Below are 26754 nucleotides of genomic sequence, written 5' to 3' on the forward strand. Positions count from 1 at the left end.
TCAGGGCGTGTCGAGGTCGTCGCGGTCGTTCGTGCGGCCCACCAGGATCACGACCGAGCGCGGGCCGATCAGGTACTTCCCGGCGTTGTCCAGCTCCTGCTCGGCCCCGGGGGTGCGGATGTCGTACGGTGCCTCGGCCCCGGTGTCGGCGAACAGGTGCCAGCTCCGGCCTCCCGGCAGGGCGGGCAGTTCCAGGTCGTGCGACTCCCAGTGCGCGTTCATGGCCACGTACACCACGTCGTCGTCGCCGGTGCCGCAGCGGGCCACCGCCAGCAGCCGGCTCTCGGCCGACCAGTCGGGCTGCCAGGCCCGCTCCCCGTGCCAGCTGATGTCCGGCAGGCCCAGGTGCTCGCGGACCTGCCCGGTGGGGTGGGCGGTGGAGCGCAGCTCGCCGTGGTGCTTGCGGAACTCGATCATCTCCCGCGTGAACCGGAGCAGTTCGGCGTTGTCGTCGACCTGGTCCCAGTCGAACCAGGAGAGCTCGTTGTCCTGGCAGTAGGTGTTGTTGTTGCCCTGCTGGGTGCGCGCGACCTCGTCCCCGGCCAGCAGCATCGGGATGCCCTGGCTGGTGAAGAGGATCGCGAGGGCGTTCTTCATCTGCCGGGTGCGCAGCGCGTTGATCTCCGGGTCGTCGGTGGGTCCCTCGGCGCCGCAGTTCCAGCTGTTGTTGTCGTTGGCACCGTCGCCGTTGTTCTCGCCGTTGGCCTCGTTGTGCTTGTCGTTGTAGGAGACCAGGTCGGCGAGGGTGAAACCGTCGTGCGCGGTCAGGAAGTTGACCGAGGCCGCGGTGCCGCGGGTGGCGTACAGGTCGGGCGAGCCGGCGATCCGGGTGGCCAGCTCGCCGGTGACGCCGGGGTCGCCCTTGAGGAAGCTGCGCACGGTGTCGCGGTACTTGCCGTTCCACTCGGCCCAGCGGCCGTACGCCGGGAAGTTGCCGACCTCGTAGAGGCCGCCGGCGTCCCAGGCCTCGGCGATGAGCTTGGTGTGCCGCAGGACCGGGTCGTAGGCGAGCAGTTCCAGCAGCGGCGGGTTGGGCAGCGGGGTGCCGTCCAGGGCCCGGCCGAGGATCGCCGCCAGATCGAAGCGGAAGCCGTCGATGTGGTAGTCGGCGACCCAGTGGCGCAGGCAGTCGAGCACGTAGTTGCGCACGACGGGGTGGTTGCAGTTGACGGTGTTGCCGGTGCCGCTGAAGTTGAAGTAGTACCCCTCGGGCGTGAGCATGTAGTACGTGGCGTTGTCGAGCCCCTTGAAGGAGATCGTCGGGCCCTGCTCGTTGCCCTCGGCGGTGTGGTTGAAGACGACGTCGAGGATGACCTCGATGCCGGCCGCGTGCAGGTCCTTGATCAGGGTGCGGAACTCGTCGCCCTGCATGCCGTAGCGTCCGGTGGCCGCGTAGCCGGCCTTGGGCGCGAAGAACGAGACGGTGTTGTAGCCCCAGTAGTCGAAGAGCTGCTCGCCCGTCTCCGGGTTGGTGCGCGGGTTGTCGCTCTCGTCGAACTCGAACACCGGGAGCAGCTCGATGCAGTTGATCCCGAGTTCCTTCAGGTACGGGATCTTCTCGCGCAGCCCCGCGAAGGTGCCGGGTGCGGTGACCTGCGAGGAGGGGTGCCGGGTGAAGCCGCGCACGTGGGTCTCGTACACGACGAGGTCCTCGGCGGGGATGCCCAGCGGGGTGTCGTCGCCCCAGTCGAAGTCCTGGAGGCAGACGCGGGAGCGGTACTGGTAGCCGCGGCTGCGGTCCGGCTCCACGCCCCACACGTCCCGGCCGGCGATCAGCCGGGCGTACGGGTCGGAGAGCACCTGCCGGGCGTCGAAGCGGTGGCCGGTGACCGGGTCGTAGGGGCCGTCGGCCCGGTACCCGTACTCGATGTTCTCGTGGTCGAGGCCGAAGACGGTCATGGCGAAGACGCTGCCGGTGCGGAATTCCTCGGGGAACTCCAGTTCGGCCATCGGCTCGGGTTCTCCGCGCTTGAAGATGACCAGGGTCATGGAGGTGGCCTGGTCGGAGAAGACGGAGAAGCTGACCCCGCCGGGGACCACGTTGGCCCCGAAGGGGAACGGTTTGCCGGCGCGGACGCGGTACCCGCCCACCTCGTGGGTCGGGTACGCGTCGACGCGCAGCACCTGCTCGGACCGGGTCTCGGTCATCGCGCGGCCTTGGCCTTGGCCTTGGCCTTGGCCTTGGCCGCCGCGGCGACGGCCTCGCCGGTCTCGAAGAAGTCGAGGAACCCGGTGGCCGACATGACGAACCGGACTTCCTCGCTCACCCCGTAGAGGGTGACCGCGACGCCGGCGTGCTGCGCCTCGCGGTAAACCACGAGCAGGGTGCGCAGGCCCGCGCTGGAAACGTAGGAGACCGCCGTGAGGTCGATCTTCAGCGGCTTGCCCTCGCGAACCAGCGGCAGCAGTGCCTGGAGCAGCGAGCCGGATGTCTCGCTGTTGATCTCGCCGGTGGCGACGAGCACGGTGCCCGTCTTGTTCCGGCGTTCCTTGACGTTGAGAGTCATTGCATTCCCCTCTGGTTGGGGCGCCCCCCGTTGAGCGCTACTTCTTGGCCGCTGGACGCAGCCGGACCTTGACCTTCACGCGGCCCTGCACGTCGGGCAGCCGCACGGTGAGGGCATCGGCGTCGAAGTCGGTGTACGGCTTCTCGTCGATCTCCACGGACGCGATCCGCACCGAACCGGCGGGAAGCAGGTCGGGCGAGACGCGCAGGACGCGGTCGGGCAGGTTCGTCGGGTCGGGCTGGAAGTGGAAGTCCATCTCCCGGCCGTTGATGAGCAGGTTGTTGTAGACGGCGGAGAGGTAGCAGAGCTCCGCCGAGTGGTACATGGACATCGAGTGGCTGCCCTTGAGCCGCTCGGTGCCGAGCAGGTACGGCGTACCGCTGGCGAGCACGTTGAAGTAGACGGCTCCCTCGTCGTGGTCGAGGAAGAAGGTGTTGTAGAAGGCCTGGGCCTGGCGGGCCTCGCGCACGTTCGCGTCGCCGCCGACCGTGCCGTTCAGGATGAGGTAGGCGAGGATCGCCTGCTCCTGCTGCCACCAGGCCTTGCGGTCGTGCCAGGCGAACCGGTACGCCTCCTGCCCGTCCTCGCTGGTGGACTTGATCCGCTCGACGACGTCGTACCAGCCGCCGCGCTGCACGTCGCTGCCGACCGCCGGCATGATCTCGCCGATCTTCCTGGCGAGCTGCTCGTACTCCGGCTTGGCCTTCAGCGAGTTCATCCGCATCAGGTTCCAGGCGATCTTCAGGTTGTGTCCGACCACCGCGCGGTTCTGCTGCCAGCTGTGCGCGGTGTCGTGCGACCAGTCGCGGAAGAAGCGCTCCTGGACGAAGGGGCTGTTCTTGTAGTCCGGGAACTTGTCCGCGATGGTGTCGAAGGTGTACTCGAGGAAGTCGGCGTATTTCTGGTCGCCGGTCGCCAGGTACAGGTTGATCAGGTAGGCGGGCGCGTGGTCGCCGACCGAGTTCCAGTTCTTGCGCTCGGCGTTCTCACCGAGGGACTCGTGGTCGGCGCTGAAGAGGATCGGGTCGATGTGCGAGTAGTAGCCGCCCTGCTCCGGGTCGAAGAAGAACTTGTCGAACAGCCGGATGGTGGCGTCCGCGTCGTTCTTGATCCGGATGTCACCGGTGACCCGGTACGTCTGGATGGGGCCGGCCAGCGCGTAGATCTGCTCGTACATCGGGATCGCGTCGTAGTCGTCGGAGAACTCCGAGGTGAAGAGCTTGCGCTCGCTGTCCCCGTCGACGCTGATGCCGTGGTACCAGAAGACCACGTCCTCCTCGCTGTCCACGACCCGCATGTGCTTGCGCAGGTACTCGGTGCCGCGCTCGGCGACCTCCAGGTACTCGTCCTTGCCGGTCAGCAGATAGGCCGAGGCCATGCCGTAGACCAGGCGGGAGATCGTGTCGGTCTCCTGGACGTGGCTTGCGGTCTTGTCACCGCCGAGCCGGATCTCGGTGCGGTACTCGGTGAAGTCCACCGGCCCGTCGCCGAACTGCGCCCGCTTGTAGAAGTCGGCCAGGGATTCGATCTGCTTGATCCACCAGCTGGGCTCCTCGAAGCGGTAGTCCTCGGCCCCGCGGCCCAGGAAGACCAGGCGCTTGGCGTCGAAGCGTCCGCCGCGCTCCGGGTAGTGGACCCCGTAGACGAAGAGGAACCGTCCGGGCGAGAGCATCTCGTCGATGTGCCCGGAGGCGTCGATGTAGGGCTCGTCCAGGTTGCGGACCAGCTCGGCGCTGGGGTCTCCGGCGAGGGAGACGTCGAACTCGCGCCCGTCGGAGGTCTTCAGCTTCAGCAGCCGGGCCCCGGAGTCGAAGCGGGTGACGTATCCCGCGATCGTGTCGGAGAAGGAGAAGGTCACGGCGTCAGCCATGGGTCACGCACCGTCCTTGTCGTGAGAGCCGTCGTCCTCGTATCCCTGGCTGACCTCGACGATGACCCCGTCGGGATCGCGGACCCACACGGTCCGCCAGCCGCAGATGAAGTCGTCGAAGTCCAGTGGTCCCAGGGTCACTTCCGCCGCGTCGCCCAGCTCGGCCAGGAACGCGTCCACGCTGTCGGTCTGGAAGGCCAGGTGGCGCATCCGGCCGGGGGCCTGCGGGCCGTCGTCGTTCGCCGGGCGGGCCGGTCCGGTCCCGCCGGCCGCGAAGAGCTCCAGGTACGCGTCCCCCTTGCGCAGGAACACGATCTGCGTCTCCCCGAGGTCGACCACCCGGGCCCGGGCGAAGCCGAAGTACCGGGTGTAGAACTCCTCGGTGGTCTTCTGGTCCGTGCAGTTCAGTCCTACGTGGGACCACCGCAGCCCGGCGGCCATCAGCCGGCTCCCCGGCCCCGGCCGGCCGCGATCAGTTCGATGATCCGGCGGGCGAACAGGTGGTGGTGGGCTCCGGTGCGGCCGGTGACCAGGTCCCCGTCGACCACCACGTCCTCGTCGACGTACTCCCCGCCCATGTTCCGGACGTCACCGATGAGGTTGTTGTGGCAGACCACCTTGCGGCCGCGGATCTTGTCCGGGATCGAGGAGGCCAGCCACATGCCGTGGCAGATGATCCCCTTGAGGACCGTCGGCTCCTCGAAGGCCCGGCGCAGCAGCTCGGTCGCCGGGGCGAGGACGTCCACGTCCTCGGTGTAGCGCAGCCGGTCGGCCACCATGCCGGAGGGCACGATGATCGCCGCGTACCGGCGCAGCTCCGCGTCGCCCAGTCCCTCCAGGGACTGCGTGGCCGTGAAGGGCGCCCGGTACTCGTGCCCGGTGAAGGTGATGGAGTCGTTGCCCCACAGCCGGGTCAGGAAGTCGACCTCGGCACCCTCCTCGGCGAAGCGGCGCTGGTAGTAGAAGATCTCCGGCTCGTAGTAGTCGCTCTCGACCAGGACCGCGATCCGGGTCCCGGACAGCGCGCCCTCGCGCAGCACCACGTCAGACACGGGAGGCCCCCTTCAGGAAGTCCGCCGCGCGCTCGGCGATCATCGCGATGGCGGTGTGGCAGTTGCCGGACGGGACCGCGGGCATCACGCTCGCGTCGACCACGCGCAGGTTCCGTACGCCGTGCACCCGCAGCTCGGGGTCGACGACGGAGAGGTCGTCGATGCCCATGCGGCAGGAGCCGGCCTGGTGGTGGTAGCTCTCCGACTTCTGCTTCACGAAGGTCCGCAGGTCGTCGTCGCTCGCGTAGCCCGGGCCGGGCTGGAGCTCCTGCTTGTACCAGGGGGAGAAGGCGGAGGTCGCGAAGATCTCCCGGGCGATCTTGACGCCCTGCACCATCCGTTCCAGGTCCCACCGGTCGCCCAGGTAGTTCGGGTTGATCAGTGGGTGGGCCAGCGGGTCGGCGCTCGCCAGCTTGATCCAGCCGCGCGAGACGGGCCGTACGACTCCGGGCAGGATGGACACCGTGTTGGGGTGGTCCTGGCCGACAATCACGTCGAACGGCACGTGGACGAAGGCGATCTGCAGGTCGGGGGCGGGCAGCCCGGGCTGCGAGGACAGGAATAGAGCGCTCTCCGACAGGTTCTGCGCCGGCGGCGGGAGCTCCTGGGTGACCTCGGCCATCAGTCCGGTCAGGACATGGTTGTGGAAGTTCTCGCCGACCCCGGGCAGGGCCGCGGTGACCTCGATACCGTGCTCGCGCAGCTGCTCGGGATGGCCGATGCCGGAGAGCAGCAGCAGCTTCGGGGACTCGATCGCCCCGGCCGCCACGATCACCTCTCGGCGGGCCCGTACGGTGTGCGGCCCGGGCGCCGCGGCGCTGCTGTGGCTGTCCCGGACGGTCCGGCCCGGGATCTCGGCGGGAGCCCGCAGCTGGACGTACTCGACGCCCGTGCAGGTGTCCCCGCCGAACAGCAGCCGGGTGCTCTGCGCGTTGGTGCGCAGGGTCAGGTTTGCGCGCCGCAGCGCCGGCTCCAGGTAGGCGGCGAGGACGCCCTGGCGGCGGCCGTCGGCCACGTCGATGTGGTGCCAGCCGGTGCCGAAGAGGCCGCGCCGGGGGCCGTCGGTGTTGAAGTCGTCGATCTCCTGGTGGCCCAGCTCGACGGCGGCGTCGATGAAGGCGCGGGAGACCGGGTTGGGGCCGTGCCGCCCGGCGTTGGTGATCCGCTGCGGGCCTCGGGTGCCCGTGGTGGCGGCGGTGGCGTCCTCCTGGCCCTCCAGCAGGGCGAAGTAGGGCAGCACGTCCTCGTGGGACCAGCCGGCGGCGCCCTGATAGGCCCAGTTGTCGAAGTCCGAGGCGTGGCCCCGGATGTGCATCATGATGTAGAGGTTGCTGCTGCCGCCGGGGGCCTTGCCGCGCGGTTCGTACGTACGGCGGCCGTCGAGTCCGGGCTGCGGGGTGCTGGTGTAGCCCCAGTCCACCGGCCCGCCGAGGAGCTTGTACCAGGAGGACGGGTCGTCCACCTCGGGCGGGATGCGGGAGCCGCCCGCCTCCAGGACCAGGACGGAGACCTCGGGGTCCTCGGAGAGCCGGTCCGCCAGCACGCTGCCGGCGGTGCCGGATCCCACGACGATGTAGTCGTACTCTTCGACGCTCACGGATCCCCCTCAGCCCTGGCTCAGCACCTGGAAGGGAACCGTGTCGTGGTAGTTCGCCATATAGGCGATCTTTCCGTCCACGATCCGGAAGAAGTTCATGACCTCGGCCTCGATGGCCTCGCCCGAGGCGCTGACCGCGGTCAGGTGCGAGACGGCCGCGGCCTTCTCGCCGTCGACGACGAAGTGCACGGGCTCGTTCCGGAAGACCCGGTACATCGTGCCCATGCCCTTCATCATCGAGCGCAGCACGTCCAGGCCCTCGATGTGGCCGGCGAGCTGCTCGTCCATCACCTGGTCGTCGGCGAACAGGTCGCACCAGCGGTCCCAGTCCCCGGCGTTGGCGTACTCGTAGTACTTCCGAAGGATTTCGGTGTGGCTCTCGTGTCGGTCCATCGCGCTCAACCCCCTATCGGTCCCTGCGGGTTCCGTCCGGCGCGAACGGCGCCCAGAACTGGCTGAAGGCGGTCGCCGAGTCCCCGAAGAGCCCGTCGCGGCCCTCGACGATCCGGCCGCCGCGCCACCGCATGAAGTGGAAGACCGGGTAGTCCATCCGCTCGTACGGGGACGTGCTCGTCTCGTCCGCGCCGTCCCGCAGGGCCACGTTGCGGCACACGTCGGCGCTGCAGTCCTCGCCGACGAGGACCGCCTGGATGTCCATCCGGAAGGTGCCGCCCGTGAGCTTGTGGGTCTGCCCCATCAGCTCCAGGAAGGCGTCCAGGCTCTCGTACCAGCCGGCCAGCGGGTGGCTGCCCGGCACCAGCCAGCGCAGGTCCTCGGAGTAGTAGTCCAGGATGCGCGCCCGGTCGCCGGAGCCGAGGGCGGCGTAGGCCGCCTCGACCCGCTCCCGTGTCACTTCGGTCATCGTCGCTTCTCCTTCGCCGGCGCTCAGAGCGAGCCGGAACCGGGCATCGGCGCCAGGTCGTTGACGGTGTACTGCTTGATCAGCGGTCCGTCCGGACCGGCCACGACCGTCCAGGTCTGGTCGGCGTCGAAGCCGAGCCACTGGCTGCGGGCGGCCGGCGGGTCCCAGATCTTGGCCTGCCAGTTGACGAGGACCCGGACGACCGCCCGGTCGCCCTCGATGACGGGCTCCACCTTGGTGACGGTGTGCACCTCGTCGAAGAAGCGGTTGGTGACGGCCGCGTACCAGCGGCCGAATCCCTCGTGTCCGAGGAAGGTGTCCTCGGGGACCTTGAACTCCAGGTCCTCGGTGATCAGGGCGAGCACGTCGTCCAGACCCACGTGCTGGTCCAGCGCCACGTACCAGTTCTCGGCGAAACTGCGGATCGCGTCCTCGGTCAGCTGCCGCTCGGCGGGCATGCGGTCTCCTCCTGTCCGTACGGGGCCTTGCGTCGGATGGCTGTCAGATCTGGATGTCGACGAGGAACGGTCCGGGGTGGGACAGCATCCGGCCCACGGCGGCAACCGCCTCGTCCGGCTTCTCCACGCGCATCCCGCCGGCGCCGAGCGACCGGGCCAGCCCGGCGAAGTCGATCTCGGGGTGGGAGAGGTCGAAGGAGCCCGGGAAGCCGTGCTCCGGGATGTCCCGCTCCCGCCAGTACTGGGCGATGTTGTCGTCCAGCAGCCGGTACTTGCGGTTGTTGCACACCACGAACTTGGCGTCGATGCCGTGCCGGGCCGCCGTCCACAGCGCCTGGTACGTGTACATGGACCCGCCGTCGCCCGCGAAACCGACCACCAGCCGCTCCGGCCGGGCCAGCTTGGCCCCGACCGCGCCCGGGAAGCCCACGCCGAGCGAGCCGCCCCGGGTGAGGTGGTAGTCGCCGGGGCGCTCCGCCGGCAGGTACCGGGTGACCAGCGGCGAGGTGGTCAGCGCCTCGTCGAAGACGATCAGGTCCCCGCCGGTGCGCTCGGCCAGCGTCTTCAGGAAGACGGCCATCGGCGTGCCGTCGTCCGTGGCCGACCGCGCCTCCCGCACCTCGCGGACCCGCTCCCGGGTCCGTACGTCGAGGCGCGCGGCCGCCGCGGCCCGCCGCTGCGGGCCGAGGCTCCGCTCCAGTACGCCGGCCAGCGCGCGCAGCGCCTGCTTGGGATCCGCCGCCAGGCCCAGGTCCACCGGGTGGTTCTTGGCGATCTCGTAGGCGTTGAGGTCGATGTGGACGACCTTGGCGCCCGCCCTGAAGGGGCTCTCCAGCTCGGGGAAGACCTCCGGGAAGACATAGGTGCCGACGATCAGCACCCCGTCGGCGTCCCCGACGAGCTCCTTGCTGTGCGGGCCGAACATGTGCCCGGTCTGGCCCCGCCGCAGCGGGTGCGAGGCCGCGATGTTCACCTCGGACGAGTCGACCTCGTACACGTCGGCGCCCAGCAGCTCGGCGACGGCGACGAGCTCGTTCTGCGCCCCGGAGAGCGCGACCCCGTCCCCGACCAGGACGATCGGCCGCTCGGCGGAGGCGAGCAGCTCGGCCGCCCGCCCCACCGAGGCCGGCGAGGGCGCCACGTCGGTGAGCACCTCCGTGGAGGGCAGGACGGGCTCGGAGTTGAGCTCGTCCAGCACGTCCATGGGAAGCGCCACGAACACGGGCCCGCGGGGCGGGGTGAGCGCGATCTTCACGGCTCGCCGGATGGTGCGCAGGACCGAGTGCCGGTCGGTGACCCGGGTCGCGTACTTGGTCACCGGCTTGGCCATGGCCACCAGGTCGGAGGCCATCTGCGCGTCCATGGCGTCGTAGCGCACCCCTGCGTCGCCGGCGACCACGACGAGCGGGGTGTGGCCGCGCAGCGACTGGTAGAGCATGCCGATGCCGTTGCCCAGGCCGACGCCGGAGTGCAGCTGGAGCAGGGCCGCGCCGCCGGTCGCCCGGGCGTACCCGTCGGCGATGCCGGCGGCCACGGTCTCCTGGAGGGCGAGGATGTAGTGGAAGTCCTCCGCCGCGTCCACCGCGTCGAGGAATCCCTGTTCCACCGTCCCCGGATTTCCGAACATCACATTCAGGCCGTCGGCCTTGAACTGCTCGATCAGCCTTTCCCGTCCGGGAGTGGCTTCCATGAATTCCCCCTCAACTCTCCTATTTCCCTGCGGCCTCCGGGATCACCAGCCGTATCGGGTGAGTCCGTCCTCCAGGACTTCCACGATCTTCTGCCCCGTGAGATACGAGTCGGGGGTGGAACGTCCGGTGACGAAGGGGAAGTCGACGATGACCGACACCGGCTTGCCGAAGTTCCCGTGGTACGCGCCGCGCGGGCCCGTCGCGTCGCGCAGGATGTATTCCAGCGGATACGGCGGCGGTCCCATGTTGAAGTCGGTACCGAGGAATCCGGTGCCGTCCTTGTAGTCGTACTCCTTGCAGTGGCCGGTCACGTGCTTGCCCCAGATGATGCTCCTGCGGTCGCCCCAGTCCCGGGCGAAGGCCAGGCAGGCCACGCCGTAGCACTCGGCGGCGACGACCTTGCCGGCCTTCCGGAAGGCCAGGATCAGGGCGTGCACGCGCTCGTTGTTGGCGAGGTCCGCGATCGGGCCGCTGCCGCCGACGATGAGGATCGCGTCGTACCCGGCGATGTCGGCGTCGAGTTGGTCGAGATCGCGGTGGTACTGCTCCAGCTTGGGCAGATAGCCCTCGTCGCTCGTGTACGGACGCTCGGGGACCCACGCCTCGATGTCGAGCGGCGAGTCCAGCCGGCTCGACTGCTCGAACTCACGCCCCAGCCGGGCGTTCTCCTCGGTCGTGACCGAGCGTCCCAGCGGGGGATCGATGTAGTTCGCGTCGAGGCTCGGCGGAAGAGCGTGTGCACGCTTTCCGGTCGGCGTGGCGAATATGACCTCGTAGCCCCGCTCGTCGAACTTCGATACGGGGCCTATCAGTTCCTCGGCCCAGTAACCATGTTCGGAGACAATGACCAGAATCTTTCTGCTCACGTATTCCTCCAGGCGCCGCCTGTTGTCGTTGGCGTCCCCCACACTGGCCGCGCCCGGGGGCTTCGTCAAAGCGCTGGTATGCGACTTCGTGAGGTAGCGGGCCAGGTCGTGGCGGCACCTCAGGAAGTCGTCCGCAGACGTCATGAAGTAGCTTCAGGACTACCTGACTTCGGCCGAATCGATGAACCATTCCGGTGGCTCCGCCCTATCGTCTGGACGCGCCGTGAATCACAGGCGCACGAGCCGATTCGATGAACGAGCAACAGCACGGGCGACAGCGCGAGCGACAGCACGGGCAAGAGCACGAGGAGAGGGACGGGGACGATGACGATGGACCTGTTGTGCACACACATCGATCAGATACGTCCGGTGAAACCCACGGCCGTGGGCTGCGAGGAGTGCCTCATCGCCGGCGACACCTGGGTGCACCTGCGGATGTGCCTCAGCTGCGGGCACGTCGGATGCTGCGACTCGTCGAGGAACCGTCACGCCACCCGGCACTACCGGAGCACCGAGCACGCCATCGCGGCCTCCCACGAGCCCGGCGAGGACTGGGCCTGGTGCTACGCCGACCAGCTGATGCTGGACCCGGCATGAGCGCGGCCCCGGAGAGTTCCGCCGCCACCACCTCGGCGGCCGCGGCCGCCGAACGCGCGGAGCACAAGAAGCCGGTCATCCTCGCCGTGGACGACGACCCGCAGGTGCTGCGCGCCGTCCGCCGCGACCTGCGCAGCGCCTACGGTGACCGCTACCGGGTGCTCGGCGCCTCCTCGGCGGCCGACGCCCTGAAGATCCTGGACTCCCTCGACGAACGCGGCCACGACCCGGCGCTGTTCCTCGTGGACCAGCGCATGCCGGACGTGACCGGCGTCGAGTTCCTGCTGGAGGCGGTCAGCCGCTTCCCGGACGCCCGCCGCGTCCTGCTGACGGCCTACGCGGAGACCGACGCCGCGATCACCGCCATCAACCGGGTCCGGCTGGACTACTACCTGCTCAAGCCCTGGGACCCGCCGCACGAGCGGCTCTTCCCGGTCCTGGACGACCTGCTGTCGGACTGGCTGGCCACCTACCGGCCGGCGTACGACGGGATCATCGTCGCGGGTCACCTCGTCTCCCCCGGCACACACGCCGTGCGGGACTTCTTCACCCGCAACGGCCAGCCGTTCCGCTTCCTCAACGTCGAGCGGGACCCCGAGGCGCTGACCCTGATCGCCGCCCAGCCCGACGGGGCGCTCCCCCTCGTCCGCTTCCCCGACGGGTCGGTCCTCTCGGCCCCGACCGACACCCAGCTCGCCCAGCGCCTGGGCCTGGCCACCACCGCCTCCCGCCCGCACTACGAGTGCGTCATCGTCGGCGCGGGCCCGGCGGGCCTGGCGGCGGGCGTCTACTCGGCCTCGGAGGGCCTGTCGACCCTGATGCTGGACTCCCGTGCCCCGGGCGGCCAGGCGGGCACGTCCAGCCTGATCGAGAACTACCTCGGCTTCCCCTCGGGCCTCTCGGGCGGCGACCTGACCCGCCGGGCCACCATCCAGGCCTCCCGGTTCGGCGCCGAGATCCTGCACCCCGTGGAGGTGGTCTCGCTGACCCGGGACGACCCGGCCAAGATCCTGACCCTGGCGGACGGCACGGAGATCTCCGCCGAGACGGTGCTGCTGGCCACCGGGGTCTCGTACAACCGCCTCGACGCCCCCGGCGCGGACCGCTTCGAGGGGGCCGGTCTCTACTACGGCGCGGCCACCACGGAGAGCTCGGCCTGCATCTCGCAGCACGTGTTCATCGTCGGCGGGGCCAATTCCGCGGGCCAGGCGGCGGTGCACTTCGCCAAGTACGCCGCCCGCGTGACGATCCTGGTCCGCGCGGCCTCCCTGGACGCGAGCATGTCCCGCTACCTGATCGACGAGATCGACCGCACCCCGAACATCGAGGTGAAGGTGCGTACGACGGTGGTCCGGCTGGACGGCGACGAGCACCTCGAACGCCTCACCCTCCACGACGCGGACACGGGCGAGGACACCGAGATCCCGGCCCGCTTCATGTTCACCTTCATCGGCGCCCGCCCGCACACCGACTGGCTCGCGGGCGTCGTCGAGCGCGACGAGTACGGCTTCGTCCTCACCGGCTCGGACCTGATCTCGAACGGCGGCGAACTCCCGGCCGAGTGGAGCCTGGAGCGCGCCCCGTACCCCCTGGAGACGAGCGTCCCCGGAGTCTTCGCGGCGGGCGACGTCCGCGCACACTCGGTGAAACGGGTCGCCTCGGGGGTCGGCGAGGGTGCGATGGCCGTCTCGCTGATCCACCGCTACCGCTCGATGGGCTGAGAGCGAACGCCGCGAGCCTTGCGATCAAGGCCGCAACGGATGCAACGTTGATTACATGATTACAGCCGAACAGAGCGAACAGCTCCGCGCGTGGTTCGCCGAGCGCCTGCCGGTCGACGTCTACGAGTCCCTGGACTCGGTCACCCTCGACCGCGAGGAGATCACGGTCGTCGGCGTCATACCGGCGACCGAATCGGTCAAGGAGTTCCGCGAACGCACCCGCGAACAGCGCATCGAAGTGGCCCGCGAGGCCGAAGAGCTCTACCGCCGGAAGGTTGCCTGGGGCGTGCGGGTGGGTGAGGAGACGACCCTGTTCACCCACCTCGCCGTCCCGGTGATGACCCGCCTGCGCCAGTCCGAACGCCAGGTCCTCGACACCTTGGTCGCCGGCGGCGTGGCCCGCAGCCGGGCCGACGCCCTCGCCTGGTGCGTCCGGCTCGTCGGCCGCAACACGGACGAGTGGCTGACCGAGCTGCGCGACTCCCTGGACAAGGTCCAGCGGGTCCGCGCCCAGGGCCCCGACGTCTCCGAACCCACCGACTCCATGAAGTCGGAGTCCGAATGACGAATCCGCCCCACGGCGGCGCGTGATCGCGTAAGGCTGGCGACGACCTACACCCAGGGAGAGGCACGCACCCATGACCACCACCGTCGAATACATCCGCTACCGGATCGCATTGGACGACCAGTCGGCCTTCGAGGACGCGTACGCCCGGGCCGCCGAGTCCCTGGCCGCTTCGCCCGAGTGCATCGACTACGAGCTGGCCCGCTGCGACGAGGAGAAGGAGCGCTACATCCTCCGGATCCGCTGGACCTCGATCGAGGACCACCTGGGCGGGTTCCGCAAGGGCGAGCACTTCCCGGCCTTCTTCAACGCGATCCGTCCGTACGTGACGGCCATCGAGGAGATGCAGCACTACCTCGTGACGGGCGTCGTGGGCACGGGAAAGGCCGCCGGATAACGATGAGCACCACACCCACCATCTACGAGTGGATGGGCGGAGCGGAGGCGATGAACCGCCTCACGGACGCCTTCTACGCCCACGCCCTGCAGGACGAGATCCTGGCCCCGGTCTTCGCCGGCATGGACTCGGAACACCCGCAGCACGTCGCGGTCTGGCTGTCGGAGGTCTTCGGCGGCCCCTCGGACTACACCGCCCACCACGGCGGCCACCAGCACATGGCCACCAAGCACCTGGGCCGGGCGATCACCGAACAGCAGCGCCGCCGCTGGGTGGACCTGCTGATGGACACGGCCGACGAGGTCGGCCTCCCGACGGACCCGGAATTCCGGGGGGTGTTCGCCTACTACATCGAGTGGGGCACCCGCATGGCCCTGATCTACTCGGGCCCCAACCCGCCCCCGGTCGACGCGGCCAAGATCCCGGTCTGGTCCTGGGGCCAAACCCCACCCTGGATCCCGGACACCCCGCAGGACTGACGCAAGAGGGGGGCAGGCCCTGCGCCTGCCCCTCAACCCACTGCACAAGCACCCCGGCCCGGCCTGCCCCGCCGGCGCTTGAGGCACTCTCTCAGCCCCGCCGGCCCCACCCCAGCCCCGCCGGCGCTTGAGGCGCTCTTTCAGCCCCGCCGGCGCTTGAGGCGCTCTTTCAGCCCCGCCGGCGCTTGAGGCGCGGGGTCCGGGGCGGAGCCCCGGCAACCGGCCCTGGCCCGGCCTCGGCCAGCACCACCACCAGCTCCGGCCCACCGCCGTCAGGCCCCCGCTCCCGCCAGAAGTCCACGGCCTCCTCCAGCACCTCGACCAGCGTCTCCCACTCGCCCGGCCGAGCACCGGCATACCCACGCCAAGAGCTGATGGCCAACAGTCGCCCCCCGGCACCCGGGAGCCACGACAGGTCCCGCAGCGCGTCGGCCAAGGCATCCCAGTTCCCGCCGACCCACTCCGGCAGCCGCAAGGCATCCCCGCACCGCCGCATCAGCTCGGCCTTGCCCCGTACCCCGCTCAGGTCCAGCCGTACGGTCGTCCAGCCCGCAGCTTCGGCGGCTTCGAGCGCCGGGGTGAGCGGCTGCGGGTCCAGGCTCATCGGAGAACCGCCTTGAAGGTGTCGTAGTGGTCGTCCGTGTAGAAGAACTCCGCACCCTCACCCGTCACGATCCGCCGGGCTCCGCGATCACGCTCTCCCGGCGTCCGCACGGTGTACTCGTGGTAGTAGCCACGTTTCTGCTGGGGCAGGGCCTTCTCGAAGTTCCCGAAGACCGTGCCGTCCTGCCGGTAGGGGTACGGCCCGCCCTTGTCGATGAGCGCGAGCACGTCACGGGCCTGCTGCGGCAGCCCGTCGGCCCGTACGGTGGCCATCCCCTTCGCCCACCCCGGGACGACGGAGGCACTCGCACTGGCGGCGGCGGCAGGTACGGGTTTCGGCCCGCCACAACCCACCGCACCGGCCAGCGCGGCACAAAGGAACAGGGCCCCCAGCAAACGCAGCAACGATCGGGGCACGTTCCGAAAGATCATGCACCGATCGTGCCAAATATCCGATTCGCTCGCGAATCGCCCGGTGGCCTCAGAGCGCGGCCATCTTGGTGTAGGGACTCAGGATTCGCTTCTGAACCGAACCGAAGTCGACGAGAACAGCGATCCCCTCCTCGATTCCGACGACACGGCCGAGGCCGTGCTCATCGTGGGTAACCCGGTCGCCGACGTTGAAGTGCCGGATGGGCTGCTCCACGGGGGCCTTGAACGGGCTGGACGGCAAATGGCGGCGAGGTACTGCTGACTTTGTCATTGGAACCAGTATGCGCCCCGCAGGCCGCCGCGCGGTCCGCCGTTCGGATCTCAATTCCAGCACCATCCGCACCGATGGCGGCAGCAGCGGCCACCACGGCCCGTCATGCCCGGTCAGACCGCATCAGTCGTCCGGGTCGGCCCGGTCCAATGCCGGCCGCAGTCCTGGGGCCGACTCGGTGAGGAGGTAGTCGGCGACGGCCGTGTCCGTGACGAGACTGGTCACCAGCCCCGACCTCAGCACGGCCCCGATCGCGGAGGCCTTCCGCAGCCCGCCCGCGATCGCCACGACCTCGGGGATCCGCCGCAGCCGGTCCGCCTCCACCGTGATGCACCGCTCGCCGAGGTCCCGGCCCACACGACGCCCCTCGGAGTCGAACAGGTGCGCGGACATCTCCGCCGCCACACCCAGCGAGGCGTAGTGCTCCCGCTCCTCGTCGGTCAGCATGTCGTGCACCGTCGAGATGCCCGGCTCCCACGAGCCGATCGACACGGCCGCGACCGTCACCTTGTCGAAGTACTCGAAGGCACGCGCGATCCCGGTCTGGCTGCGCAGCGCGGCCGCGGTCGCCGGGTCGGGCAGCAGCATCGGCGCGTAGATCGGGTGCGCGTCACCGCCCGAGACCTGGGCGGCCCGGCGTACTGCCTCGACCGAACCGCGCTCGGCGGTCCCCGCGTCGTACACACCGGTCAGCTGCACCACGGTGCACTGCGGCAGCCGGTGCAGGGAGGCGGCCATGTGAATGGTCGACCGCCCCCACGCCAGGCCCAGCACGTCGCCTTCGTTGACCAGCTCGCCCAGCAGATCGGCGGCGACCGCACCCAGGTTCTCCGGGTCGGGCGCGTCCTCGGTGGCGTCGGCTGGCGACTCCACGACGACGGCGTGCCGGAGCCCGTACCGGGCCCTGAGCGCGTCCGACCGCTCGGCATCGAGCTCGGCCGGTACCCGGATCTCGATCCGTACGAGGTCACGTTCGAGGGCGGTCTCCAGGACCCGGGCCACCTTGAAGCGGCTCACGCCGAACTCCTCGGCAATCTGGATCTTGGACTTGCCCTCCAGGTAGAAGCGGCGCGCCATGGCCGCCGCCTGCACCAGCTCCGCGGGTCCCATCCGCAGGGCTGACCGTCCCGCCGACATTGCAGACACCGCGCTCTCCTCACTGCTGTTCACACTCTCGACTCGCCGTTCATCCTGTCAGATCCGACGGCCGTTGATCAGCCTGGACAGCTCCCGTTCACCGAGCTGTTCATCAACCCTTGGTTCAGTGGTCGCAAGCCCACGGCGCGGCTGCGATCGACGCACCCGCCTGCTCACGCAGCGTGCGCACGGCAGTGGCGGGATCGACCGCCCCGTAGACCGCACTGCCCGCCACGAAGACGTCCGCGCCGGCCTCGGCACAGCGTTCGATGGTCGAGGCGGAGACCCCGCCGTCGACCTGGAGCCACAGCTCCAGACCGTGCTTGGCGATCAGCTCCCGGGTGCGGCGGATCTTCGGGAGCATGATGTCGAGAAAGGGCTGGCCGCCGAAGCCGGGCTCGACCGTCATGATCAGCAGCATGTCGAGCTCGGGAAGGATGTCCTCGTACTGTTCGATCGGCGTCGCGGGCTTGAGCGCCATCGAGGCGCGCGCCCCCTTGGCCCGGATCTCCCGCGCGAGCCGCACGGGCGCCGCGGCGGCCTCGGCGTGGAAGGTGACCGAGCCCGCGCCGGCCTCCACGTACTGGGGGGCCCAGCGGTCCGGGTTCTCGATCATCAGGTGAAGATCCAGCGGGATGTCCGTGGCCCTGCTCAGGGATTCCACGATCGGCAAACCGAGGGTGAGGTTCGGGACGAAGTGGTTGTCCATGACGTCGACATGCAGCCAGTCGGCCCCCTCGACGGCCTTCGCCTCCTCGGCGAGTCGGGCGAAGTCGGCGGACAGGATGCTGGGATAAATCTGAGCGGCCATGCCCCAAGCCTGCCATGCCCCCACCGGGTTCCGGCCACGACCCCGCAAGTCGCCCCACGCGGGACGGGACGGGACCACCGGGCACGGTACAGCCGGGACCGGGTGCTACGAGAGCGACCCCCGGGGGCGGGATCCGGCCGGACGAAACCGAAGGCGCGACGAGGCCGGAGGAGCGGGGGCGGGGGCGGGTCGGGGCTCCGGGGAGCGGGAGCCGGGCGGGCGGGGTCAGACGAAGTGCGGCGGGGGCTTCGGGGGGCGGGAGCCCCCGCCCCACCACCCGCCCCCGGTCGAGCAGGAGACCCGCTCGGCTACGCCGTGCGCCTCAGCAGCGCCAGGTACATCGCGTCCGTGCCGTGCAGGTGGGGCCACAGCTGGACGTCCGGGCCGTCGCCCAGGGCCGGGACGCCCGACATGAAGGGCCTTGCGTCGATCAGTTCCGCGGACACCGGGGAGTGGCCCGCGCCGCGGCCCTTCAGGACGTCGTCCACGATGACCCGGGTCTCCGCCAGGTGCGGCGAGCACGTCGCGTAGCCGACGATGCCGCCCACCCGCACCGCCGACAGCGCCTCGCGCAGCAGCCCGCGCTGGAGCGGCGCGAGGCCCTCCAGGTCCTCCGGGCGGCGGCGCCAGCGGGCCTCCGGGCGGCGGCGCAGCGCGCCCAGGCCCGAGCACGGGACGTCCATCAGGACGCGGTCGAAGGAGCCCGGCAGCCAGGCCGGGCGGGTGCCGTCGGCCGCGATGACCTGGTACGGGCCCGGGTTGCCCGCGAGCGAGCGCTCCACGAGCCGGGCCCGGTGCGGCTGCTTCTCCGAGGCCAGCAGGAACGCCCCGCGCTGCGCCGCGAGCGCCGCGAGCAGCGCCGCCTTGCCGCCCGGGCCCGCGCAGCCGTCGAGCCACCGCTCGTCGCGGCCCTCGACCGGTACGGCCGCGAGGGCCATGGCCACCAGCTGGCTTCCCTCGTCCTGCACGCCCGCGCGGCCCTCGCGGACCGCCTCCAGCGCGCCCGGTTCGCCGCCCTCGGCCATCCGGACGGCGTACGGCGACCAGCGGCCCGGCAGTGCCGAGTCCTCGCCGACGGCCTCCAGCAGTTCCTCCGGCGTGGACCGGCCCGGGCGGGCCACCAGGGTCACCTCGGGCCGTTCGTTGTCGGCCTCCAGCAGGTCCTCGATGCCCGCGCGCCCGCCGCCCAGCGCGTCCCACAGGGCGCTGACGACCCACCTGGGGTGCGAGTGGTACACCGCGAGGTGTTCCTCGGCGTCGTCCTCGTAGGGCGGGGCGACGCGCTCCAGCCAGCCGTCCAGGTCGTGCGCGGCGATCTTCCGCAGGACGGCGTTCACGAACTTGGCGCGCCCGTCCCCGAGCACCACCCGGGCCAGTTCCACGCTCGCCGAGACGGCCGCGTGCGTGGGGATGCGGGTGCCGAGCAGCTGGTGGGCTCCGAGCGAGAGCACGTCCAGCACCGGCGGGTCCACCTCCCGCAGCGGGCGGTCGATGCACGCCTTGATGACGGCGTCGTAGGTGCCCTGGCGGCGCAGTGTCCCGTAGACCAGCTCGGTGGCCAGTGCCGCGTCGCGCGCCTGGAAGGTCTCGTCCTGGCGGGCCTTCTTGAGCAGCGGCGGCAGCACGAGGTTGGCGTAGGCGTCGCGCTCGCCCACCGCCCGGAGCACCTCGAAGGCCAGCATCCGGACGGGGTCCTTCTGGGGCCGGCGGTGGGGCTTGGCCTGCTTGCCGCCCGCGCCTGCGGGGGCAGGCTTGCGTCGGGGCTGACGGGGCTGTTCGCTCACGAGAAAGGTGCTCCGGGGTTACGAGTGCTACGAGTGCTACGGGTGGTGCCGGTTCTGCGGGTCCTGCGTGTGGTGCGGGGGGGCGCGTGGGGACGTCAGCGCTCGGGCGCCGTCCCCACCGGTCAGCCTACGTCGGCTCCGCCGAGCCGCTCGCCGGGAGCGATCCGCACCCCGCGCGCCCAGTCGGCGGCCCGCATCGGCTTCTTGCCCTGCGGCTGCACCCACAGCAGCTCCACGGCGTGCGAGCCGGTGCCGGCGTAGACGTTGTTCTTGGCGGGGGCCAGCTCGCCCGGCTCAAGGTCCGCGCGGTCGGGCACCAGGCCCAGCGAGATCAGCTTGAGGCGTTCCCCGCGGAAGACGGTCCACGCGCCCGGGGCCGGCGTGCAGCCGCGCACCACGCGGTCGGCGCGCATCGCGGGGGCGGTCCAGTCGATCCGGGCGTCCTCCACCGTGATCTTGGGCGCGTGGGAGATCCCGTCGTGGGGCTGCTCGACGGCGCGCAGGGTGCCGTCCTCGATGCCGTCCATGGTGGCGGCGAGCAGTCCGGACCCGGCGAAGGCGAGCCGGGTGAGCAGGTCGCCGCTGGTGTCGGTGGGCCGGATCTCCTCGGTGAGGATGCCGTAGACCGGGCCGGTGTCCAGGCCCTCCTCGATGCGGAAGGTGGAGGCGCCGGTGACCTGGTCCCCCGCGATGATCGACTGCTGGACGGGCGCGGCTCCGCGCCATGCGGGGAGCAGCGAGAAGTGCAGGTTGACCCAGCCGTGCCGGGGGATGTCGAGGGCGCTCTTGGGGAGCAGGGCGCCGTAGGCGACGACCGGGCAGCAGTCCGGGTCGATCTCGCGCAGCCGGGCCTGGAAGTCGGGGTCGCGGGGGCGGACGGGCTTGAGCACCTCGATGCCCGCTTCCTCGGCGCGTTCGGCGACCGGGCTGGCGACGAGACGGCGGCCGCGGCCGGCCGGTGCGTCGGGCCGGGTGATGACGGCGGCGACCTCGTGCCGCCCGGAGGCGATCAGGGCGTCCAGTGCGGGTACGGCGACCTCGGGGGTGCCTGCGAAGACGAGCTTCACTGGGGGACTACCTCGCTATCTCGGCTGTCAGCAGCGCACCAGTCTATGGGGCGCGGGTCGGGCCGCCCACCTGTGGTGTTGAGGGGGCGTACGCACACGTGCGCGCCCCTCGCATATGCCGACACGCCCCCACAGCGTGACCTGGGCGACGGGTGGCGCGTTGGTCAAGAGAGATTGACCGAAACGGGCCGCGTGTGAACGGTGTCTGCGGCCCGATCCGCCCTTCAGCACCGGTTCGAGAGGCTTCTTCATGGCCGACCACGCCACCCACGACGCCCAAGCCCGGGCCAGCCTGCACCTCCTGGTACGGGACATCGAGCGGGTTCGCCGGCAGGTGGATGCCCTGCGTACGCTCACCGCCCAGCTCGGCAACGTGTACCGCCCGCGCCGATCGGGTCCGTCCACCGGCTTCGTCGTCTACGGCCGGGCGCCCGCGCCGACCGTCCGCCTCGCGCAGGAGCTGCGGGACAGCGTCGAGACGCTGGTCACCGCGGCGGTGGACTTCGACCGCTCGCTCGGTTTCTCGTGGGACGCGGTCGGTTCGGCTCTGGGTGTCACCAAGCAGGCCGTGCACCGCCGCTACGGGGCCCGGCGGGCGCAGTCCGCCGAGTCCGCGGAGCCGCTGGCCGAGGGGACGGCCACCCGGACCCTGGGGCCGCTGCCGACCGTCCCGGCGGCGCGCTCGATGCCGCCGCAGCCGGTGCGCGAGGAGGCCCAGGCGGCCGCCGCCGGGGGTGTACCCGGGCGGGGGCTCGCAGAGGCGCCCCGCTCCCCCGCTTTCCCCGGTCCGCGTAACGGCTGACGGGTGTCCTGCCGCCGGGACGCCGACACCCGACGGCCGGCCGCGCCGGCTCGCCGCGCCTGAGTCCACCCCCGGTGGGACGACCGTACGGGTCGCCCCACCGGGGGTTTCGGCGTTCGGCGACGGCCTTGCGCGCACCGCGTCGGCGCGGCCGCGTCAGCCGATGTCGGGCGGGTCGATCCGGACCCGGACGGCCTCCGCCGCCGGAACCCCCTTCGCCATCCGGGCGGCCTGCGCCGACTTCAGGGCGGCCGCCAGGGCGGCTCCGCTGCCCGGCGGGACCCGGACCAGTGCCCGCTCCCCGGGGGACGGCTCGCCGCGCCGCCCGGGGAGCGGCACCGGCCCCAGGATCTCGGCGTCGGGCGGCAGCCCGGCTCCGGCCAGGAAGGCCTCCACGGCCTCGCCCCGGCCGGCCACGGCCGCCATCCGGGACACCGGGGGGAAGCCGAGCTGGGACCGCTCCGCGAGCTCCCGTACGGCATGGCCCACCGGGTCCCACCGGACGAGCGCCTGGACGGGTCTCAGCGTCGGTTCGGCGACCACCACGACCTGGCCGTCGCCCCGGACCAGGGAGGCGGCCGCGATCCACCGCCGCAGCGCGTCCTCGCCGGCCCGCAGGTCGGGCCGGGTCAGCATGGCCCAGCCGTCGAGCAGCAGCGCGGCCGCGTACCCGGCGCCCGCGGCCACCGGTTCGGCGCCCGGGGTGCACACCACCAGTGCGGGCCGGTCCGGAACCTCGTCGAGGACGTGGTCGCGTCCGGAGGTCCGTACGGCCACGGCCGGGAAGGCCCGTCCCAGTTCCTCGGCGGTGCGCCGCGCGCCGACCACCTGGGCCCGCAGCCGGAACGACCCGCATTCCTCGCAGTGCCAGGACGGCTCGCCCCGCCCGCACCACCCGCACCTCAGGTCCCGCTCGTCGGGGGCCTCCAGCGGTCCCGCGCAGACCGTGCAGCGGGCGGGAGTGCGGCACCGCTCGCACGCCAGCCGGGGCACGTAGCCCCGCCGCGGTACCTGCACGAGCACGGGCCCGGTCTTCAGCCCTTCCCGTACGGTCTCCCAGGCCAGGCTCGGCAGGCGCGCGGCCCGGGCGGCCTCGTCGCGGGCGAGCAGCTCGTCCCCGACGGTCCGGATCCGGGGCGCGCAGGCCCGTACGGTCTCGCGGTCGGCGATCAGGGGCCTGGCCCAGCCGGACTCGACCAGCTGGGCGGCTTCCACGGTGCAGCTCGTACTGCCCGCGAGGAAGCCGCAGCCGTCGTTGACGGCGCGCAGTTCCAGTACCTCCCGGACGTGCGGGAAGGGGGCGTTGTCGTCGCTGTGGCTGGAGTCGCCGTCGTCCCAGATGGCGACCAGCCCGAGGTCCCGTACGGGTGCGAACATCGCGGCCCGGGTGCCGATGACGGCCCGCACGGAGCCCCGGTGCACGGCCAGCCATTGGCGGTAGCGCTTCTCGGGCCCCGACTCGGCGGTCAGCAGAGCGTGCCGGCCTTCGCCGAGCAGGGCGGTCAGGGCGGCGTCGACGCGGGCGGCGGTCCGCCCGTCGGGGAGCACGGCGAGGGCCCCGCGCCCGGAGGCCAGGGTGGCGGCCATGGCGCGGGCGAGTTCGTCGGCCCAGCCGGGGCCGGGCAGGGCGGTCCACACGGCGCGCGGGGCGGCGCCGGTGGCGAGGGCGCGCAGGAAGCCGGGTCCGGCGCCGTACCGCTCCCAGCCGGCGGGCTCGGGTGCGGGCGGCGGCGGCAGGGGTTCCGGTGAGGGCTTGGCCTCGGCGCGGGCGCTCCGCGCGGGCAGGGCGAGCTGGAGCACGTCGGCGAGGCTGCCCGCGTACCGGTCGGCGACGGCCCGGGCGAGGGCGAGCATGCGGGGGCTGAGGACCACCTCGGGCGAGACCACGTGGGCGAGGGCGGCCAGTGCGCCCTCGTAGTCGGACTCGGCGCGGCGCTCCACGATGAAGCCGTCGATGAGGCCGCCGCCCTCGCGGCGGCCGCCGCGCACATGGTGGGAGCCGGCGCCGAAGCGGACGCGGACGCGGACGCCGGGCTGGGCGGCCTCGGAGAGCTCCTCGGGGACGGCGTAGTCCCAGAGCTGGTCGAGGTGGAGCACGCCCTTGTTCACGAGGATCCGGGCGACGGGCAGCTCGGCGGCGACGGCGGCCCCGCGCCAGGTGCGCGGCTTCGCCTTGGGCGCCTTGGCCTTCGCCTCGGCGACCATGTCCCGGATCAGCGCGAGCTGCTCCGGCGGGGACTCATTCGCGCTGCTCACATCAGCATTCTTACCAAATGCCGCTGACAGCGGCGGCGCGGTGCGTGCGCCCTCCCGAGATCGGGCCGGGCGGCGGCGGGTCCTGCGCTTCCTTCGACACGGGGTTCGCACCCCGCTCCAGATGAAGCCGTCACCCCTCGCACCGGGAGGGCGGCGCCAGCCTATGCGCGCGGGACGGGCCACACCAACGAAATACGGCCCCGGACCTCAAGGTCCGGGGCCGTATCGCGGGTGCTTACAGGCCGGCGGCCGTGCGCAGGGCGTCCACGCGGTCGGTGCGCTCCCAGGTGAAGTCCGGCAGCTCACGGCCGAAGTGGCCGTAGGCGGCGGTCTGGGCGTAGATCGGGCGCAGCAGGTCCAGGTCGCGGATGATCGCGGCCGGGCGCAGGTCGAAGACCTCGCCGATCGCGTCCTCGATCTTCTGGACCTCCACCTTGGCGGTGCCGAAGGTCTCGACGAAGAGACCGACGGGCTCGGCCTTGCCGATGGCGTACGCGACCTGCACCTCGCAGCGCGAGGCGAGACCGGCGGCGACCACGTTCTTGGCGACCCAGCGCATGGCGTAGGCGGCGGAGCGGTCGACCTTCGACGGGTCTTTGCCGGAGAAGGCGCCGCCACCGTGGCGGGCCATGCCGCCGTAGGTGTCGATGATGATCTTGCGGCCGGTGAGGCCGGCGTCGCCCATCGGGCCGCCGATCTCGAAGCGGCCGGTGGGGTTCACCAGGAGGCGGTAGCCCTCGGTGTCGAGCTTGATGCCGTCCTCGACGAGCTGGGCCAGGACGTGCTCGACGACGAACTCGCGGATGTCGGGAGCGAGCAGCGAGTCGAGGTCGATGTCCGAGGCGTGCTGCGAGGAGACCACGACGGTGTCCAGGCGCACGGCCTTGTCGCCGTCGTACTCGATGGTGACCTGGGTCTTGCCGTCGGGGCGCAGGTACGGGATGGTCCCGTTCTTGCGGACCTCGGAGAGCCGGCGGGACAGCCGGTGCGCGATGTGGATCGGCAGCGGCATGAGCTCGGGGGTCTCGTCGCAGGCGTAGCCGAACATCAGGCCCTGGTCGCCGGCGCCCTGCTTGTCCAGCTCGTCCTCGTCGCCCTCGACGCGCTTCTCGTAGGCGGTGTCGACGCCCTGCGCGATGTCCGGGGACTGGGCGCCGATGGACACCGACACGCCGCAGGAGGCGCCGTCGAAGCCCTTCTTGGAGGAGTCGTAGCCGATCTCGAGGATCTTGTCCCGGACGAGCTGCGCGATCGGCGCGTAGGCCTTCGTCGTCACCTCTCCCGCGATGTGCACGAGACCCGTGGTGATCAAGGTCTCCACGGCGACGCGCGAGGTGGGGTCCTCGGTGAGGAGCGCGTCGAGGATCGTGTCGCTGATCTGGTCAGCGATCTTGTCGGGGTGGCCCTCGGTGACGGACTCCGAGGTGAACAGACGACGGGACACAACGCTCCCTGGGGTTGCAGCGGCTGCTGGCTGATCATTTGGCGGAACCACATCGGGGGCTGCGCCCGATCACGTTCCGGATGCAGTTTATCGGTCGCCACCGTTTCCTGGACCACCCGTCTCGCCTTATGGGAGCCGTGTGACCTGCGGCACTCCCATTCTTACGCACGGAGGTGACCTGGAGAAGGGGAATCGGCCCAGGCGCGTCGCGGCTAAAGCCGGACCGCCACCTGGTCCCAAATCACCTCGGCCAGGGCCTCCTTCGGACCATGGGGCACGTGCGTCTCAGAGCCATCGGAGGCCAGGATGACCGCTTCATTCTCCTCAGAACCAAAGGTTCGAGCCTCCCCGACCTCGTTCACGACGAGAAGATCACAGCCCTTTCGGGCGAGCTTGGCGCGGCCGTTCGCGAGGACGTCGTCGGTCTCGGCGGCGAATCCCACGACCACTTGTCCGGCCCTGGCACGATCGGCCGAGATCTCCGCGAGAACGTCCGGATTACGTACGAGCGCCACCGGCGCCGGCTCCTGCCCGTCCTTCTTCTTGATCTTTCCGCCCGCGTATTCGGCGGGCCGGAAGTCGGCCACGGCCGCGGCCATCACCACGGCGTCGGCGTCCGCGGCGGCCTTGAGCACGGCCTCCCGCAGCTGCACGGCCGTCCCCACGCGTACGACGTCCACCCCGGCCGGGTCGGCCAGCGCGGTGTTGGCCGAAACCAGGGTGACCCGGGCGCCGCGGGCGACGGCGGTACGGGCGAGGGCGTAGCCCTGCTTGCCGGAGGAGCGGTTGCCGAGGAAGCGGACCGGGTCCAGCGGCTCCCGCGTGCCGCCCGCGCTGATCACCACGTGCCGCCCGGCGAGGTCCGGCCCGGCCACCCCGCGGGCCACACCCTGCCTTCTCAAGACGTGGCGGCAGACCTCGAAGATCTCCTCGGGGTCGGGCAGCCGTCCCTTGCCGGTGTCCTTGCCGGTGAGCCGGCCGACGGCGGGCTCGATGACGAGGGCGCCGCGCCGGCGCAGCGTGGCCACGTTCTCCTGAGTGGCGGGGTGCTCCCACATCTCGGTGTGCATGGCCGGGGCGAAGACCACCGGGCAGCGGGCGGTGAGCAGGGTGTTCGTCAGCAGGTCGTCGGCGAGCCCGTGGGCGGCCTTGGCCAGCATGTCGGCCGTGGCGGGGGCGACGACGACGAGGTCGGCGGACTGCCCGATGCGCACGTGCGGCACCTCGTGGACGGATTCCCAGACCTCGGTGGAGGCCGGGTTCCCGGAGAGGGCGGACCAGGTGGCCTCCCCCACGAAGTTCAGGGAGGCCGCGGTGGGCACCACCCGCACGTCGTGGCCGGACTCGGTCAGTCGGCGCAGCAGCTCGCACGCCTTGTAGGCGGCGATCCCGCCACTGACTCCCAGTACGACCTTCGGCTTGTCCACCACGTACTTCCCTTCGACGGCTGTGACGCGTTCGGCTCTGATCGTCGTCGTACCCACC

General features: G+C 71.1%; 27 protein-coding genes. 6 read left to right on the plus strand and 21 right to left on the minus strand.

Features of this window, described 5'->3' with window-relative positions; genetic code table 11:
• From glgX to ACFY04_RS14510, 11 genes are read right to left on the minus strand one after another with little or no spacing between them, the layout of a single operon-like run.
• Complete coding sequence (glgX, locus tag ACFY04_RS14460; protein WP_389116696.1) at window positions 1-2148, minus strand: glycogen debranching protein GlgX; 2148 nt, start codon at window positions 2146-2148, stop codon at window positions 1-3.
• Entirely contained in the window at window positions 2145-2507 is a 363-nt protein-coding gene (locus ACFY04_RS14465) for an STAS domain-containing protein (protein WP_389116698.1), read from the minus strand. Before ACFY04_RS14465 ends, glgX begins: the two co-directional genes overlap by 4 nt.
• 37 nt (window positions 2508-2544) lie before the next feature.
• Complete coding sequence (locus ACFY04_RS14470; protein WP_389116700.1) at window positions 2545-4377, minus strand: AGE family epimerase/isomerase; 1833 nt, start codon at window positions 4375-4377, stop codon at window positions 2545-2547.
• A 3-nt stretch (window positions 4378-4380) separates the two neighbouring features.
• Window positions 4381-4818, minus strand: coding sequence for a VOC family protein (locus ACFY04_RS14475; protein ID WP_389116702.1), 438 nt, complete (start codon window positions 4816-4818; stop codon window positions 4381-4383).
• On the minus strand, window positions 4818-5429 hold the full coding sequence (locus ACFY04_RS14480) for a DJ-1/PfpI family protein (protein WP_389116704.1): 612 nt from the start codon (window positions 5427-5429) through the stop codon (window positions 4818-4820). Before ACFY04_RS14480 ends, ACFY04_RS14475 begins: the two co-directional genes overlap by 1 nt.
• On the minus strand, window positions 5422-7026 hold the full coding sequence (locus tag ACFY04_RS14485; protein ID WP_389116706.1) for a GMC family oxidoreductase: 1605 nt from the start codon (window positions 7024-7026) through the stop codon (window positions 5422-5424). Before ACFY04_RS14485 ends, ACFY04_RS14480 begins: the two co-directional genes overlap by 8 nt.
• A gap of 9 nt (window positions 7027-7035) precedes the next feature.
• Complete coding sequence (locus tag ACFY04_RS14490; RefSeq protein ID WP_351157529.1) at window positions 7036-7419, minus strand: nuclear transport factor 2 family protein; 384 nt, start codon at window positions 7417-7419, stop codon at window positions 7036-7038.
• A 13-nt stretch (window positions 7420-7432) separates the two neighbouring features.
• Window positions 7433-7888: a nuclear transport factor 2 family protein gene (locus tag ACFY04_RS14495; protein ID WP_382549055.1), complete on the minus strand. Its 456-nt coding sequence runs from the start codon at window positions 7886-7888 to the stop codon at window positions 7433-7435.
• 23 nt (window positions 7889-7911) lie between these two features.
• Complete coding sequence (locus tag ACFY04_RS14500; RefSeq protein WP_329104069.1) at window positions 7912-8346, minus strand: nuclear transport factor 2 family protein; 435 nt, start codon at window positions 8344-8346, stop codon at window positions 7912-7914.
• A 43-nt stretch (window positions 8347-8389) separates the two neighbouring features.
• On the minus strand, window positions 8390-10036 hold the full coding sequence (locus ACFY04_RS14505; RefSeq protein WP_389116709.1) for a thiamine pyrophosphate-binding protein: 1647 nt from the start codon (window positions 10034-10036) through the stop codon (window positions 8390-8392).
• A gap of 42 nt (window positions 10037-10078) precedes the next feature.
• Window positions 10079-10903 (minus strand): type 1 glutamine amidotransferase domain-containing protein, encoded by an 825-nt coding sequence (locus tag ACFY04_RS14510; protein WP_030388465.1) that lies wholly within the window; start codon window positions 10901-10903, stop codon window positions 10079-10081.
• 330 nt (window positions 10904-11233) lie between these two features.
• On the opposite strand from ACFY04_RS14510, the gene ACFY04_RS14515 reads away from it, so the two are divergent.
• The 5 genes from ACFY04_RS14515 to ACFY04_RS14535 all read left to right on the plus strand — a co-directional run bounded on the left by ACFY04_RS14515 (window position 11234) and on the right by ACFY04_RS14535 (window position 14662).
• Window positions 11234-11500: a UBP-type zinc finger domain-containing protein gene (locus ACFY04_RS14515; protein WP_389116979.1), complete on the plus strand. Its 267-nt coding sequence runs from the start codon at window positions 11234-11236 to the stop codon at window positions 11498-11500.
• Entirely contained in the window at window positions 11497-13221 is a 1725-nt protein-coding gene (locus tag ACFY04_RS14520; RefSeq protein ID WP_389116711.1) for an FAD-dependent oxidoreductase, read from the plus strand. Before ACFY04_RS14515 ends, ACFY04_RS14520 begins: the two co-directional genes overlap by 4 nt.
• Before the next feature lie 55 nt (window positions 13222-13276).
• Window positions 13277-13786 (plus strand): hypothetical protein, encoded by a 510-nt coding sequence (locus tag ACFY04_RS14525; protein ID WP_030729546.1) that lies wholly within the window; start codon window positions 13277-13279, stop codon window positions 13784-13786.
• Window positions 13787-13859: 73 nt separating this feature from the next.
• Window positions 13860-14183, plus strand: coding sequence for an antibiotic biosynthesis monooxygenase family protein (locus ACFY04_RS14530; RefSeq protein WP_314253357.1), 324 nt, complete (start codon window positions 13860-13862; stop codon window positions 14181-14183).
• Window positions 14184-14185: 2 nt separating this feature from the next.
• Complete coding sequence (locus ACFY04_RS14535) at window positions 14186-14662, plus strand: group II truncated hemoglobin (RefSeq protein WP_389116713.1); 477 nt, start codon at window positions 14186-14188, stop codon at window positions 14660-14662.
• A gap of 169 nt (window positions 14663-14831) precedes the next feature.
• Here the strand turns inward: ACFY04_RS14535 and ACFY04_RS14540 are convergent, their stop codons facing one another.
• From ACFY04_RS14540 to fmt, 7 genes are all read right to left on the minus strand, one after another.
• A complete protein-coding gene (locus tag ACFY04_RS14540) occupies window positions 14832-15266 on the minus strand; it encodes a barstar family protein (RefSeq protein ID WP_389116715.1) in 435 nt (144 codons plus the stop codon).
• Complete coding sequence (locus tag ACFY04_RS14545; protein WP_389116717.1) at window positions 15263-15697, minus strand: ribonuclease domain-containing protein; 435 nt, start codon at window positions 15695-15697, stop codon at window positions 15263-15265. Before ACFY04_RS14545 ends, ACFY04_RS14540 begins: the two co-directional genes overlap by 4 nt.
• Window positions 15698-15746: 49 nt before the next feature.
• A complete protein-coding gene (locus tag ACFY04_RS14550) occupies window positions 15747-15968 on the minus strand; it encodes a CarD family transcriptional regulator (RefSeq protein WP_314253348.1) in 222 nt (73 codons plus the stop codon).
• Window positions 15969-16091: 123 nt separating this feature from the next.
• Window positions 16092-17105: a sugar-binding transcriptional regulator gene (locus ACFY04_RS14555; protein WP_030729529.1), complete on the minus strand. Its 1014-nt coding sequence runs from the start codon at window positions 17103-17105 to the stop codon at window positions 16092-16094.
• Between the two features lie 124 nt (window positions 17106-17229).
• Window positions 17230-17916: a ribulose-phosphate 3-epimerase gene (rpe, locus tag ACFY04_RS14560; RefSeq protein ID WP_389116720.1), complete on the minus strand. Its 687-nt coding sequence runs from the start codon at window positions 17914-17916 to the stop codon at window positions 17230-17232.
• 308 nt (window positions 17917-18224) lie between these two features.
• On the minus strand, window positions 18225-19700 hold the full coding sequence (locus ACFY04_RS14565) for an RsmB/NOP family class I SAM-dependent RNA methyltransferase (RefSeq protein ID WP_389116722.1): 1476 nt from the start codon (window positions 19698-19700) through the stop codon (window positions 18225-18227).
• Between the two features lie 122 nt (window positions 19701-19822).
• A complete protein-coding gene (gene fmt / locus ACFY04_RS14570; RefSeq protein ID WP_389116724.1) occupies window positions 19823-20767 on the minus strand; it encodes a methionyl-tRNA formyltransferase in 945 nt (314 codons plus the stop codon).
• A 250-nt stretch (window positions 20768-21017) separates the two neighbouring features.
• Between fmt and ACFY04_RS14575 the strand changes: the two genes are divergently transcribed.
• Window positions 21018-21569, plus strand: coding sequence for a hypothetical protein (locus ACFY04_RS14575; RefSeq protein ID WP_389116726.1), 552 nt, complete (start codon window positions 21018-21020; stop codon window positions 21567-21569).
• Window positions 21570-21725: 156 nt separating this feature from the next.
• On the opposite strand, the gene ACFY04_RS14580 is transcribed toward ACFY04_RS14575, so the two are convergent.
• From ACFY04_RS14580 to coaBC, 3 genes are all read right to left on the minus strand, one after another.
• The gene (locus ACFY04_RS14580) at window positions 21726-23774 is read right to left on the minus strand and encodes a primosomal protein N' (RefSeq protein WP_389116982.1); all 2049 of its coding nucleotides are present in this window, start codon (window positions 23772-23774) and stop codon (window positions 21726-21728) included.
• Window positions 23775-24060: 286 nt separating this feature from the next.
• On the minus strand, window positions 24061-25269 hold the full coding sequence (metK, locus tag ACFY04_RS14585) for a methionine adenosyltransferase (RefSeq protein ID WP_030841517.1): 1209 nt from the start codon (window positions 25267-25269) through the stop codon (window positions 24061-24063).
• 212 nt (window positions 25270-25481) lie between these two features.
• Window positions 25482-26696, minus strand: a complete 1215-nt coding sequence (gene coaBC, locus ACFY04_RS14590) for a bifunctional phosphopantothenoylcysteine decarboxylase/phosphopantothenate--cysteine ligase CoaBC (RefSeq protein WP_389116983.1) — start codon at window positions 26694-26696, stop codon at window positions 25482-25484.
• Window positions 26697-26754: the final 58 nt, after the last annotated feature.

It is taken from the genome of Streptomyces sp. NPDC001549 (genome assembly GCF_042894025.1).
GTDB classification, from domain to species: domain Bacteria; phylum Actinomycetota; class Actinomycetes; order Streptomycetales; family Streptomycetaceae; genus Streptomyces; species Streptomyces kutzneri.